Consider the following 12658-nt stretch of genomic DNA (forward strand, 5'->3'; position numbering starts at 1 on the left):
TTGCGGCAAACGCAAGGGCGTCCGGCACAAAAGACCTCAGCCTTGGTCTACTTCTTGCATTTCGGCGTATCAAACAGCTCGAGATTGACCAGCTTGCCGGTCATGGAAAAATCACCATAATCCATTTTCAGGTCGCGGGTTACACCGTTGCGATACATCTTGAAATTGATGCGGTAGCTTGGCAGTCCTTCTGCCTTTTCCTTTTCGTCGAAGTAGGCGATTGATACAGGCCAGGTCGCATCTTTCGCCAATGGGCCCATGTGCTTGATCTCGTCATCAGGCTCGGTAACGGCTGATTTACCGATAACGACGGTCGTCGCCATGATCTTGTTGGCATCTTCCGAGCCATCGAAAAGCTTGGTTTGATAAAAAACCTCGCCAGCAAGCGCTTTCTCAATCAATTGCTGCATGTGACGTGTGGGAAATTGGGAAAGATCAAGATCTTCTTTCGAAGCAATCGGCTTTGTCAGTGAAATTTCCGTCTTGTCTTTCAACAGCGATGCATCGCCACGAACTTCCTTGGTCAGGCTTTGATCGACAAATGTTTTGTTGACGAAGCGAAATTTCTCACCATTTGCGGTTTCGAACGTCGTCGTTTGTTGATCTGTCACCCTTTGCGGCTGCTCTTCCATATCGACGCGCGTCACAAAGCGGAAGTTCGTCGTGTAGCCTTCGCAATCCGATCCATTGAACTCGTAGACCATACGCCCCGTCAATCCGGTAATGCCGCTAGAATCCTGTGCATTGTCCAATTTCAGGTCATAAATAGCGCGATGAGGAACAAGCGTTGCAGTTCCGGCAGCAAATGTCATGGTAGAACCACTCAAAGCCATGACGCCGAGACTGTAACCAAGGATTGAAAATACGCGCATCAAAAGATTCTCCACTATTTGAACGTGCATATTAAAAAAACTCTTGGCGGAAGCGAGGCAAAAATCGCAACTTCCATCACAATCAATTGCGATTCCGAAACACAAGGACAATAACCATGAGCAATCCTGTCGAATCCCGCCTTGCCGAGCTCGGCATCAGCCTCCCCGTCGCCGCAGCGCCGGCAGCAAATTATGTGCCCTATTCGCAAACAGGAAATCTTTTGCTCACATCGGGCCAGTTGCCTTTGGTCGGCGGCAAGCTCGTTCATACGGGATTGCTCGGTGCGGATCTGGATGTGGCACAGGGTCAAGCCTGTGCTCAGGCGTGCGCCGTCAATATTCTGGCTCAGGCAAAAGCTGCACTTGGCGATCTTGAAAAGATTGTTCGCGTCATAAAGATCACTGTTTTTGTCGCCTCAACGCCAGGTTTTACCGAACAGCACCTTGTCGCCAATGGCGCTTCTGATCTTCTTGTCGCGGCATTGGGCGATATTGGACGCCATGCACGCTCTGCAGTTGGCACAGCGGCACTGCCCCTTAATGCTCCTGTCGAAATCGAAGCTATCATTGAGGTTCGCTGATTATGCCCTCAATTGACTGGTTGAAGAAAACTCCAATAGCCCATCGTGGCTTGCATGATTTGAACAATAAGCGCTGGGAAAACACGCTATCTGCTTTTGACGCCGCAGCAAGCGCGGGCTTCGCCATAGAATGCGACGTTCATCTATCCGCCGATGGCAAAGCGGTTGTTTTTCACGATGGCACCTTGGACCGCGTCACGGGCCAAAAGGGCAATATTGATGAACTGACTGCGCAACAGGCCTGCGAAATCCGCGTCGGCGGAACCAAGGACCATATCCCTACCCTTGCCGAAGCCCTGAAGCTGATTGATGGTCGCGTACCGATTATCATCGAACTGAAGGGCATTGCCGGACGCGACGACGGTCTGGTCAAGGCCGTCGCAAGTGATTTGGCGGCTTATCAAGGTCAAGCCGCGATCATGTCGTTCGATCACCATCTCATTCGCCTTTTCGGCAAGGACGCACCGGGCATTCCAGCCGGGCTGACAGCCGAGGGCCTGCGCGATGAGGATATGGAAGCGCACTTCTCAATGCTGGCCTACGAAATCGACTTCATTTCCTATAATGTCCACCATCTGGAAAATCGCTTTCTGGAGTTTGTAAACTCGCATCTCAACCTGCCTGTGATCTCCTGGACTGTGCGTAGCGCGGCAGACAAGGTGAAAAGCGATGCTCTTGTAGACCAGATCACATTTGAAGGCTTTGATCCTCGCTTGCCATAAGGCTGGCTTTGCCTCTTGTATCGGCAAATCAATCACCTAGCTTATTGATTGAACCGGAATCGTTGCTTCCGGCTCGTCTTCGCTTATGGAAAGCCCAATTTGCTGATGCAAAATCTTGAACACGGCAATTTCACCTTGCGTGCCTGCGAAGGCATTGGCGCATTCACGCCAGCCGAGTGGTCGCGGCTGACTGACACCTCCCGTGATCGACCGGGTTACAATCCATTCATTTCGCATGCCTTTTTGTCGTCGCTGGAAGATTCCGGCTGCGTTGCCACCAAGGCAGGCTGGCTACCGCAGTTCTTGCGCCTTGAAGATGAATGCGGCGTGCTCGTCGGCGCCGTTCCTTGCTACTTAAAAAGCCATAGCCAAGGGGAATATGTATTCGACCATGGTTGGGCTGATGCATTTGAACGGGCGGGCGGGCGCTATTACCCGAAATTGCAGGCAAGCATACCGTTTACGCCAGCCACCGGCCCACGTCTGCTGGTCAATTATGATTGGGATGGCGATGCAGTCCGCGCCGCGCTGGCTAATGGGTTGCAGCAACTCGCCACGCAGCTGAACGTTTCGTCCGCACATTCAACCTTCGTGAATGAGACCGATCTTGTGTCTTTCACTGAAGCCGGGTTCCTGCATCGCGTCGACCAGCAATTCCATTTCATCAATGATGATTATGCCAATTATGACGAATTCCTTGATACGCTTGCATCCCGCAAGCGCAAGGCTTTGAAGAAAGAACGCCGCGAAGCCGTGGCGAATGGTATCACCATTGAGCGACTGACCGGCACCCAACTCACTCAAGAGGTTTGGGACGATTTTTATACGTTCTATATGGATACTGGCAGCCGCAAATGGGGTCGCCCCTATCTGAACCGCAAGTTCTACCAACTGATTGGTGAGCGCATGCCCGACGATATCATGCTTGTCATGGCTCGCCGTGAAGGTCGCTATATCGCGGGAGCCATCAATTTCATCGGCTCAGACAGATTATATGGCCGGAACTGGGGCTGTATCGAAGACCACCGATTCCTGCATTTCGAGGTTTGCTATCATCAAGCCATTGATTTCGCTATTGAGCGCAAATTGCGTGTCGTCGAAGCGGGTGCGCAAGGCGAACACAAGTTGGCACGTGGCTATCTGCCCGTCATTACAAATTCAGTGCACTACATTGCCCATGAGGGGTTGCGGCGCGCAGTCAATAATTTCCTCAGGCATGAACGCGCTGATGTTGCTTTGATGAGCGATGCGCTCAATGAACATGCGCCATTCAAAAAATCCGAACAATGAGCTTGACCCGCGAAACGGGCATGATCAAAAACATCAGCCATGATTTTGTAAGGACACGCACAGAATGAACCAGCAATATGAAAGCACCAACATATTCGCGCGAATCCTCCGCGGAGAGATTCCGTCTCATAAGATATACGAAGATGACAGAACCTACGCGTTGATGGATGTAATGCCGCAGGGAAAGGGTCATTGCCTCGTATTAACCAAATCTCCAAGCCGCAACCTGCTCGACGCCGATACAGAGGCGCTTTCCGCCGCCATCGCTACAACGCAGAAAATTGCGCAAGCCGTGGTGAAGGCTTTCAATGCCGATGGGGTCGGCATTGCACAGTTCAACGAATCTGCCGCAGGACAAACGGTTTTCCATCTGCATTTTCACGTCATTCCGCGCTTTGAAGGAATTGCGCTGAAACCACACAGCGGCACGATGGAAGACAACGCCGTACTGGCGGCGAACGCGGAAAAGATCAGGGCAGCTTTGGCAGAGCTATAAAAGCAAGCCGGCAATCAAAATAGCTTCCCCGACGACAACGCCAATAATGACCCGTCGGCCCAGGTAGAGATAGGCGAGAAATCCTGCCAAGGCGGCGCCTACTCTCAAATAGACGGACGACTCTGCTAAAGCGCCGCTTGGATAAAGTATCAATTGGGCGATAACGCCTGCCACAAGCGATGTTGCAACAGCGCGCACAACCGTCAGTGCTTCTGAATCTTCGCTAACGCGCCCACCAATGAATACGCCGATGAAGCGCCAGATATAGGTGGGAAATGCTCCTGCCAGCAGAATGAAAACGTAAGGCCACCACCAATCGGAATAGCTTTGCCAAGTCATGACGACCTGCCCCGCATAGCTGCAAATCGCACATATGCCATTGTCACCAAACCACCGGTAAAGCCCGTTAACAGCAGATCATAAGCCGGGGCGATGGTATGGATCAGCGGGAACAGCAACAGCCCCGAAACCATGGCAACATGCACAGAACGATCATGCGCCGATCCCCAAAGGGAAGCCAGGAAGTACATCGGCGTCAAAAAAAACAGCGCAGCAAAGACAAGTGGCGGAAAACTGGCCGAAAGCCAATACACCATCGCCACGACCAATGTGTTCACAGTGGTTAGAGTAATGCCCAGACCTGCGAAAAATATCAGGCGCATATCGCGCGGCACATGCTTGAGCTTTTCCATGCCCACCACCCACGCAGTAATCGCAATGAAATGCGCAATGGGCAGAAGCGCTCTTTTCCTGGTTTTTGGGCCGCGCACCTCAGGGATGAACGCCGCAACCATTGGCATTAGCCTGATGGATGAAAGTCCTACTGCAATGGCTGTTGCGACAATGGAATAGCCACCCGAAATGGCACCTATCAGCACGATATTAGCCGGAAGCGCCCAGATTGAAGCTACCATGAAGGTCGCTTGCAGCATCGAGACGCCATTTTCACTGGCAAAGCCGGCGAAGCCAACATGAGCGGTCATGAGGATAAGTGCCGGGATACTTGCGATCAACGAAGCACCTGCCAGAAACCACTGAAATGGTGTCCGCTCGGTCATCTGTGTGTCTTCGGGGGCAAGATCGGAATCAGACATGCTTCAAGCGTTAAACGCAACTTTCATAGGGGGCAAGAAAAAGGCCACCCGAAGGTGGCCTTTCTGTTATTTCTTGCGCGGAACCTTTGGCACTGATGCCTTGGGGGTCACAGGGGTGGAGCGTTCCCCGCTGACCGCATCTGCCGAAGCTTTCTCGAGCACCGGTTTTTTAGGCGCTGGCTTCTTACGTGCCAGCGGCTTTTTCTCTACCGGCATTTCCTTCTTCGGCTTTACCACAACCTCGTCGGCTATGTAGTCGAGTACCAGACCGCGTGAACCATCCGGCTTCTCGGCAACGGAAACCTTGACGGTGCCGCCCTTCTTGAGTTTTCCGAACAGCACTTCATCAGCCAATGGCTTCTTGATGTACTCCTGGATAACGCGACCCAGCGGACGCGCGCCCATGCGATCATCATAACCTTTGTCGGCCAACCAGGCGATTGCTTCCTGTTGCAGATCGAATGTTACGCCGCGATCGGCAAGCTGTGCCTCAAGCTGGATAACAAACTTCTGCACCACCTGATGAATGACCGGAGCAGGTAGAGGACCAAATGGCACGATCGCATCGAGACGGTTGCGGAATTCTGGCGTGAACAGGCGGTTGATGGCTTCCAGATCATCGCCTTCACGCCGTGAAGAGCCAAAACCTATAGCCGCCTTTGCCGCATCCGAAGCGCCGGCATTCGTCGTCATGATCAAAATGACATTGCGGAAATCGATCTGCTTGCCATTATGATCTGTCAACTTGCCGTGATCCATGACCTGCAAGAGGATGTTGAACAGATCCGGATGCGCCTTCTCGATTTCGTCCAGCAGCAGCACGCAATGCGGATGCTGATCGACGCCATCGGTCAAAAGGCCGCCCTGGTCAAACCCGACATAGCCGGGAGGCGCGCCGAGCAGACGCGACACCGTATGGCGCTCCATATATTCCGACATATCGAAACGCAGGAGTTCCACGCCAAGTGATGCAGCCAATTGTTTGGCAACCTCGGTCTTGCCGACGCCGGTAGGACCGGAGAACAGATAAGAGCCGATCGGCTTTTCCGGTTCGCGCAAACCTGCACGGGCCAGCTTGATTGATGAAGACAGCGCTTCGATGGCCAGATCCTGACCATAGACAACCCGCTTCAATTCCGCCTCAAGATTTGAAAGGACTGCTTCATCATCTTTCGAGACAGTTTTCGGTGGAATGCGCGCCATTGTTGCAATGGTTGCTTCTATTTCCTTGACGCCAATCGATTTCTTGCGCTTGGCCTCCGGCAGCAGCATCTGGCTTGCACCAGTCTCATCGATCACGTCGATTGCCTTGTCCGGCAATTTGCGATCATTGATATAGCGTGCTGAAAGTTCTACAGCCGATTTGATCGCCTCCACAGTGTATTTGACCTTGTGGAAGTCTTCAAAATATGGCCGCAAGCCCTTCATGATCTCAATTGCATCAGGAATTGAAGGCTCGTTCACATCGATCTTCTGGAAACGGCGTACAAGCGCCCTGTCCTTCTCAAAGAACTGGCGGAATTCCTTGTAAGTCGTTGAACCAATGCAACGAATCGCCCCTGATGACAGAGCCGGCTTCAACAGGTTCGACGCATCCATAGCGCCTCCAGATGTAGCACCGGCACCAATGATGGTGTGAATTTCGTCGATGAACAGGATTGCACCCGGAAACTCTTCGAGTTCCTTGATGACCTGCTTCAAACGCTCTTCGAAATCGCCACGGTAGCGCGTTCCGGCCAGCAATGTACCCATATCCAGGGAGAACACTGTTGCGTCCTGAAGTACACTTGGAACCTTCTTTTCCACAATACGCTTTGCTAGACCTTCGGCTATTGCCGTCTTGCCGACGCCGGGATCACCGACATAAAGCGGATTGTTTTTCGAACGGCGGCAAAGAATCTGGATGGTCCTGTTGATCTCCTGATCACGGCCGATCAATGGATCAATCTTGCCAATCTTGGCGCGGTCATTCAGATTGATGCAATAAGCCGTCAGGGCATCCTGCTTTTTCTTCGTCGTTTCATCAGACTCTGAAGCATGTGATTCTTCATTATTGCTTTCAGTGCCGAGCGGTGTGCGCGGCTCCGACATGCCTGGACGCTTGGAAATCCCGTGGGAAATGTAGTTGACCGCATCATAGCGAGTCATCTGCTGTTCCTGCAGGAAGAAGGCCGCATGACTTTCACGTTCGGCAAAAATCGCGACAAGCACGTTTGCGCCGGTCACTTCCTCGCGGTTGGAAGATTGCACATGGATAACAGCACGCTGGATTACGCGCTGAAAAGCGGCAGTCGGTTTTGAATCTTCATCATAGCCCGTAACAAGATTATCGAGCTCATGATCAACATAATCGTTCACCGTACGGGTAAGTTGCACCAGATCGACATTGCACGCGCGCATGACACTGCTTGCGTCCTGATCATCGATCAGGGCAAGAAGCAGATGCTCCAGCGTGGCATATTCGTGATGATGCTCATTGGCGATGGTCAGCGCCTGATGCAGAGCCCGCTCAAGACTAGGTGAGAAAGATGGCATGAAACCTCACTTTTTCTCCATCACGCATTGCAGCGGATGTTGGTTTTGCCGCGCATAGTCCATGACTTGGGTCATCTTGGACTCCGCGACCTCATAGGTAAAGACACCGCATTCACCGACTCCATGATTATGCACATGAAGCATGATTCTGGTGGCATCTTCTTTGTTCTTCTGGAAAAAACGTTCCAGAACATGAATGACGAATTCCATGGGAGTGTAATCGTCATTAAGAATCAACACACGGTAGAGACTTGGCTTTTTCAGCTTTGGTTTTGTACGGGTAATAACAGCCGTGCCCCGACCGGGACCGTTGCCATTGCCTTGGTCCTCATCCTGCATTTTGGGTGAAAACGTATTCATGTTGTTGCTGCCTGCATTCTGATCGCCATGTGTCGCTCTGTACATTCTATGTAGGTCGCGATGAGCTAATTTTAAGCCCTATCCTGAAGCTTGCAATATCAAGTTACACTTGGCAAAGGCGATTTGCTGCTTCAAGGATAAAAAAAGCCCGCTTGCAGGGCAAGCAGGCTCAAAATCAACCTTGTGAGAGCGTGTCAGCTCCGCACTTTTACCAGCACTGCTTCATAAGGCTTGAACGCTTCTTTCGCGATATCCGCGTAAAGCTCACTAAATTTGGCAGCTTGCGCCACGAATGCTTCGTAAGCATTTTTGGTGAAAATGCTCTGAGCATGGAAGGCCTGCTCGACGGACCGAGTGGATGCCAGCTTTTGAACCAATGCTGAGCCATCCTGGAGCGATTTTGTCGAATAATCGGTAGCTTCGCCTACAATCGTCTGCAAGCCTTCGTTCATTGCAGAAACGCTGGCCATACTATTGCCCAGAAATTCTCTGCTTTTCTCGTTCAGCGCGCTGAGTGAGGTGACCATAATTCAGACCTTTCAAATGAACTTTTGTTATTGGCGTGGAGTTAGTGTGCACTGCACAAAAAGTCAAATTCAAGGTAGCTGCGATTTTAACCTTAAAAATTAATCAAAATCGACGGAAAACCGTGAACCTTCCGGTTACCATAAAGGGTTTGGTAACGCTGATACGGCTAAAGTCTACACATCCGTTCTGATGCCTTTGATCATCAGTAAATTTCGACGCATATACCGAGCAGGTGTTGATTGTGCTTTACCCGGCCCGCCAGACTTCAAAACTAATTACAAAAATGGCTTATGCCCTGCTCGCAGTGGCAATCATATCCGGGTTGAGTTTGGGCATCGCCACACAGGCCGAAGCTCAAAGCAAGGCTGCCTCGATCGTCGTGGATGCCAATACGGGCAAGACACTCTATTCATCCAATGCAGATGCAAAGCGTTATCCCGCTTCACTGACCAAGATGATGACCCTCTATATGCTCTTTGAAGCGATGGCGGCAGGCAAGGTTTCAAAATCGACGCCAATCGCTGTGTCGGCTTATGCTGCCTCCCAGCCGCCCACAAAGATCGGTTTCAAACCCGGCCAGACAATCAGCGCCGAAGCTGCAATTCTTTCTCTGATCACCAAATCCGCCAACGATGCTGCAACTGCCATAGGTGAACATCTTGGCGGCTCAGAGCAGCGTTTCGCAGTGATGATGACCAACAAGGCACGCCAGCTTGGCATGCGCAATACTCAATTCCGCAATGCGAGCGGCTTGCCTGATGGTCAGCAATATTCGACAGCACGTGATCTGGCGGTCCTCGGCATCGCGCTCCGCGAGCATTTCCCACAATATTACAGCTATTTCTCAACCCGCAGCTTCAGCTATCGTGGCCGCCGCATCGTTGGTCACAACAGGCTTCTCGGTAAAGTCGAAGGCGTTGATGGAATCAAGACCGGCTACACCCGCATGTCCGGCTTCAACCTTGTTTCGTCGGTCAATACAGGCGGCAAAAAGCTCGTCGCCGTCGTAATGGGCGGATCAAGCGGGGGCTCACGTGACGCTCAAATGGCCAAGTTGATTGCGCAATATCTTCCTTCTGCATCGCGCCGCGATGGTGGAAATCTGCTCGCATCGCGCAAAAACAGTCAAATCAGCGTTGCCGCACTCGAATTGCCTGAAAACGATAATGTTCCTGTCCCGGTCCAGCGCGAAGTCGCCGCTGCTCCAGTAGAGGCTGAAGAAGTTGTAACAGCCTATGCGGCACCTGCCCCAGCCGCCTCACCGGCAGCACAGATTTTGCGCATACCAGCCCCAACACCTAAAGAGGAAGTCGGCGAAGGCGATCAGTCTGAGGTTGATCCTGTAACGACTGCTTCGGCATCTCCCGGCGGCTGGATGGTGCAGATTGGCTCCACAGGCAGCCCTCAAGAAGCAAAGGCTCTGCTGTCCAAGGCCGTCTCACAGGTTGGCGCCCCTGTTGCAAGCCTTTCGCCCTATACGGAAAAATTCCAGAAGGGTTCCATCACCTATCACCGCGCGCGCTTTGCCGGCATCTCCTCCGCCAAGGCTGCCAACAGCGCTTGCGCCGCTCTGAAGCGTCAAAGTTTCAACTGCTTTGCGATTGCACCACAATCGTAAGGCGATTGATGAAGAAGGCCCCGATTGTTTAGCGTTAAGGGTTTAGGTCATGTCGAGTATCATAGAACAAGATAGTTCCTTTGGTTTTGCCCCCAAGTCTGCCAAGCCACGGCTGAGCGGCATTGGAGCATTGCAGCAGGCAGCATTGCGTCTTGCCGATCTGCGCCGGGGCGGTACTAACGCCTTCAAAACCATGGATCTCGTCAATGTGTTGTTGTGTCAGGCGGCACGGACCCGCCGCGCGGCTCTGCCGGCTGTTCGCGTGCGTTTGCAGTCGCAACGCCGCAATGGTTTAACCGCGGTGCGCCTGCGTCTTTACTGATAAAATACCGGCCATGCGCTGAGTTTGTAATGGTGACAACGATATTGTGCGCCCTTCGACAAACTCAGGATGAGGGAGGTGGGTTGATTGCAGGGCGCCAACTCTAGCAAGTTGTCGCTGCAACCCATAAAACTTTCCTTATGGTGAGCTTGTCGAACCACGCAATAAATCAATGCAATCAGGGTAACTAAAGTAGCCCCAGCGAGGCCAGCTCATTCCGCAGCTCCGGTGGCAGTTTGGCACGGCCGGATTTGCCCTGCCCCTCATCCAACGGTGCGTCTTCGCTCGTAAGATAGCGCCACCCCTGAAATGCCCGCCTCGGCTGCCATTCGGTTACGATAATGCGCGGCTCCAATACGAGATTGCAGCGCGAAATTCCTTCATCATCCGTAAATGTTCGCAGATCGGTCAGGCGCTGGCGGCACTGAATATTGCCCTTGATGACCCAATAGAGCGATCCGCCATCCAGAAGCTCTTCAGCACGCTTTGGCACCATGCGCGTTGTATGAAACTGTTCCGCAGGCAGACCCGCGCGGCGGCGTTCATCCAGACGGAAATCAATCCAGGCGGCCAGATCTTCGATTGCCGTACAGCCGACACAGAGTTTTACGAGGTTAAGAGCCATAGGCTAGCTTTTACGCTTCCGGGTTGTTCGGTCAACCTTAAGCAACGTTTCGTCCACAGCGGCAATGAATCAGCATTCCACCACATTGACAGCCAGACCACCCAAGCTGGTTTCCTTGTACCGCTCATTCATGTCCATACCTGTCTGGCGCATGGTTTCGATACAGGCATCCAGCGGGACAAAATGGGTTCCGTCGCCTTTAACCGCCAATGAAGCCGCCGTAACCGCCTTCACCGCGCCAAGCGCATTGCGCTCGATACAGGGCACCTGCACAAGGCCAGCGACAGGATCGCAAGTCATGCCAAGATGATGCTCAAGGGCAATTTCGGCAGCATTTTCAATCTGCTCCGGCGTTCCGCCAAGGACAGCCGCCAAACCGGCAGCGGCCATAGCTGATGCAGAGCCGACCTCACCCTGACAACCGACCTCAGCGCCCGAAATGGAGGCATTGGTTTTGACGATCCCTCCAATGGCTGCCGATGTCAGCAAAAAATCCCGAATGCCATCCTGATCCGCGTCCTCGTGGAAATGCAGATAATAGCGCAGAACTGCCGGAACAACGCCAGCGGCGCCATTTGTCGGGGCAGTTACAACACGGCCACCGGCAGCATTCTCCTCATTCACAGCCATCGCATAAACTGACAGCCAATCATTGGCCAGCAGGGGATTGATGCGATTTTGCCGCCACTCTTCCTGAAGCCGATCATGCAGATAACGGGCACGGCGCTTGACTTTAAGGCCACCTGGCATAATGCCTTCCTGTTCAAGGCCCCGGTCAATGCATGAGCGCATGGCCGACCAGATGCGATCAAGACCAGCATCCAAATCAGCGCGGCTCATGAACATTTCTTCGTTGCGCCGCTTCATTTCAGCGATGGAAAGGCCGCTTTCCTTTGCCATGCTCATCATCTGCGCGGCATTTTTAAAAGGAAACGGCACCGAATGATCTGCTTTGGGTACCGTGCGTGTCTTCGCTGATTCCAATTCTTCTTCGGTTACAACGAAACCGCCGCCGATTGAGTAGAAAATCCGGCGGAGCAACAATCTGTCATCAACATCATAAGCCTCGAAAGCCATGCCATTGGCATGGCCGGGAAGCGCGGTGCGACGATCCATGATGAGGTCCATAGCCGGATCAAAGCGATAGACGGGATGACCTTCTGGTGCGAGCGTCTTTGTCTGCTTAACTTTCTCAAGCAGGGCATCCATCTCGTTTGGATCAACAGTTGCCGGCAAAAGCCCGCATAAACCCAGAATCACCGCCCGGTCCGTAGCATGCCCGATACCAGTAAAGGCCAAGGATCCATGCAGATGCACACGCAGCCTGTGGACTTTCACACCCGTAGGGCGCGGCCACTGGCCATTCTTCAATTCATCAAGAAATTGTCCACCGGCAGTCATCGGTCCCATCGTGTGGGAACTCGAAGGACCAATGCCGATTTTGTACAGATCGAAAACCGACAGGAACATCAAGCAACCTCAAAAGGTGGAATCCGGAATATTCGATAATGGCTGGTCGGCGAGGAAAGGCGCAGCCAGCCACCGACCTAGCCTTGCATTTATACGACATAGGGTGTGTGAGACGAAAGTCCAATAGCTATTTGTGTCAGCAATT

At 52.6% G+C, this 12658-nt stretch carries 14 protein-coding genes; 6 read left to right on the forward strand and 8 right to left on the reverse strand.

Annotation, left to right across the window (positions count from 1 at the left end; all coding sequences use genetic code 11):
- Positions 1-47 precede the first annotated feature (47 nt).
- Positions 48-833, reverse strand: a complete 786-nt coding sequence (locus QFZ34_RS21175) for a cell envelope integrity EipB family protein (protein ID WP_307286537.1) — start codon at positions 831-833, stop codon at positions 48-50.
- Positions 834-988: 155 nt separating this feature from the next.
- On the opposite strand from QFZ34_RS21175, the gene QFZ34_RS21180 reads away from it, so the two are divergent.
- The 4 genes from QFZ34_RS21180 to QFZ34_RS21195 all read left to right on the forward strand — a co-directional run bounded on the left by QFZ34_RS21180 (position 989) and on the right by QFZ34_RS21195 (position 3961).
- A complete protein-coding gene (locus QFZ34_RS21180; RefSeq protein WP_115053006.1) occupies positions 989-1453 on the forward strand; it encodes a RidA family protein in 465 nt (154 codons plus the stop codon).
- 2 nt (positions 1454-1455) lie between these two features.
- Entirely contained in the window at positions 1456-2175 is a 720-nt protein-coding gene (locus QFZ34_RS21185) for a glycerophosphodiester phosphodiesterase (protein WP_307285198.1), read from the forward strand.
- A 105-nt stretch (positions 2176-2280) separates the two neighbouring features.
- A complete protein-coding gene (locus QFZ34_RS21190) occupies positions 2281-3465 on the forward strand; it encodes a GNAT family N-acetyltransferase (RefSeq protein WP_307285201.1) in 1185 nt (394 codons plus the stop codon).
- A gap of 64 nt (positions 3466-3529) precedes the next feature.
- Complete coding sequence (locus QFZ34_RS21195; protein WP_115053003.1) at positions 3530-3961, forward strand: HIT family protein; 432 nt, start codon at positions 3530-3532, stop codon at positions 3959-3961.
- On the opposite strand, the gene QFZ34_RS21200 is transcribed toward QFZ34_RS21195, so the two are convergent.
- From QFZ34_RS21200 to QFZ34_RS21220, 5 genes are all read right to left on the reverse strand, one after another.
- Entirely contained in the window at positions 3956-4300 is a 345-nt protein-coding gene (locus tag QFZ34_RS21200) for an AzlD domain-containing protein (RefSeq protein WP_115053002.1), read from the reverse strand. The genes QFZ34_RS21195 and QFZ34_RS21200 overlap by 6 nt on opposite strands.
- Positions 4297-5055 carry an AzlC family ABC transporter permease gene (locus QFZ34_RS21205; protein ID WP_307285209.1) on the reverse strand — a complete coding sequence of 253 codons (759 nt, stop codon included), beginning with the start codon at positions 5053-5055 and terminating at the stop codon, positions 4297-4299. The genes QFZ34_RS21200 and QFZ34_RS21205 overlap by 4 nt, the downstream gene beginning before the upstream one ends.
- Positions 5056-5121: 66 nt before the next feature.
- A complete protein-coding gene (gene clpA / locus QFZ34_RS21210; protein WP_307285214.1) occupies positions 5122-7590 on the reverse strand; it encodes an ATP-dependent Clp protease ATP-binding subunit ClpA in 2469 nt (822 codons plus the stop codon).
- A 6-nt stretch (positions 7591-7596) separates the two neighbouring features.
- Positions 7597-7929, reverse strand: coding sequence for an ATP-dependent Clp protease adapter ClpS (clpS, locus tag QFZ34_RS21215; protein ID WP_162802512.1), 333 nt, complete (start codon positions 7927-7929; stop codon positions 7597-7599).
- A gap of 215 nt (positions 7930-8144) precedes the next feature.
- Entirely contained in the window at positions 8145-8477 is a 333-nt protein-coding gene (locus QFZ34_RS21220; RefSeq protein WP_307285216.1) for a phasin family protein, read from the reverse strand.
- A gap of 284 nt (positions 8478-8761) precedes the next feature.
- Here QFZ34_RS21220 and QFZ34_RS21225 point away from each other — a divergent pair, with 284 nt between their 5' ends.
- On the forward strand, positions 8762-10096 hold the full coding sequence (locus tag QFZ34_RS21225) for a serine hydrolase (protein WP_354343772.1): 1335 nt from the start codon (positions 8762-8764) through the stop codon (positions 10094-10096).
- A gap of 49 nt (positions 10097-10145) precedes the next feature.
- Complete coding sequence (locus tag QFZ34_RS21230) at positions 10146-10418, forward strand: hypothetical protein (RefSeq protein ID WP_307285224.1); 273 nt, start codon at positions 10146-10148, stop codon at positions 10416-10418.
- A 187-nt stretch (positions 10419-10605) separates the two neighbouring features.
- Here QFZ34_RS21230 and QFZ34_RS21235 read toward each other — a convergent pair whose 3' ends face one another.
- Entirely contained in the window at positions 10606-11043 is a 438-nt protein-coding gene (locus QFZ34_RS21235; protein ID WP_115052997.1) for a DUF1489 family protein, read from the reverse strand.
- A gap of 69 nt (positions 11044-11112) precedes the next feature.
- On the reverse strand, positions 11113-12513 hold the full coding sequence (locus tag QFZ34_RS21240) for an L-serine ammonia-lyase (protein ID WP_307285230.1): 1401 nt from the start codon (positions 12511-12513) through the stop codon (positions 11113-11115).
- Positions 12514-12658: the final 145 nt, after the last annotated feature.

Source organism: Phyllobacterium ifriqiyense (genome assembly GCF_030817885.1).
In the GTDB taxonomy this organism is placed as follows: Bacteria; Pseudomonadota; Alphaproteobacteria; order Rhizobiales; family Rhizobiaceae; genus Phyllobacterium; species Phyllobacterium ifriqiyense.

Bases quoted from the DNA above. Each gene is read 5' to 3' on its own strand.
- QFZ34_RS21175 (WP_307286537.1), bottom strand. From the start codon at position 833: ATGGCTTTGAGTGGTTCTACCATGACATTTGCTGCCGGAACTGCAACG.
- QFZ34_RS21180 (WP_115053006.1), top strand. From the start codon at position 989: ATGAGCAATCCTGTCGAATCCCGCCTTGCCGAGCTCGGCATCAGCCTC.
- QFZ34_RS21185 (WP_307285198.1), top strand. From the start codon at position 1,456: ATGCCCTCAATTGACTGGTTGAAGAAAACTCCAATAGCCCATCGTGGC.
- QFZ34_RS21190 (WP_307285201.1), top strand. From the start codon at position 2,281: ATGCAAAATCTTGAACACGGCAATTTCACCTTGCGTGCCTGCGAAGGC.
- QFZ34_RS21195 (WP_115053003.1), top strand. From the start codon at position 3,530: ATGAACCAGCAATATGAAAGCACCAACATATTCGCGCGAATCCTCCGC.
- QFZ34_RS21200 (WP_115053002.1), bottom strand. From the start codon at position 4,300: ATGACTTGGCAAAGCTATTCCGATTGGTGGTGGCCTTACGTTTTCATT.
- QFZ34_RS21205 (WP_307285209.1), bottom strand. From the start codon at position 5,055: ATGTCTGATTCCGATCTTGCCCCCGAAGACACACAGATGACCGAGCGG.
- clpA (WP_307285214.1), bottom strand. From the start codon at position 7,590: ATGCCATCTTTCTCACCTAGTCTTGAGCGGGCTCTGCATCAGGCGCTG.
- clpS (WP_162802512.1), bottom strand. From the start codon at position 7,929: ATGCAGGATGAGGACCAAGGCAATGGCAACGGTCCCGGTCGGGGCACG.
- QFZ34_RS21220 (WP_307285216.1), bottom strand. From the start codon at position 8,477: ATGGTCACCTCACTCAGCGCGCTGAACGAGAAAAGCAGAGAATTTCTG.
- QFZ34_RS21225 (WP_354343772.1), top strand. From the start codon at position 8,762: ATGGCTTATGCCCTGCTCGCAGTGGCAATCATATCCGGGTTGAGTTTG.
- QFZ34_RS21230 (WP_307285224.1), top strand. From the start codon at position 10,146: ATGTCGAGTATCATAGAACAAGATAGTTCCTTTGGTTTTGCCCCCAAG.
- QFZ34_RS21235 (WP_115052997.1), bottom strand. From the start codon at position 11,043: ATGGCTCTTAACCTCGTAAAACTCTGTGTCGGCTGTACGGCAATCGAA.
- QFZ34_RS21240 (WP_307285230.1), bottom strand. From the start codon at position 12,513: ATGTTCCTGTCGGTTTTCGATCTGTACAAAATCGGCATTGGTCCTTCG.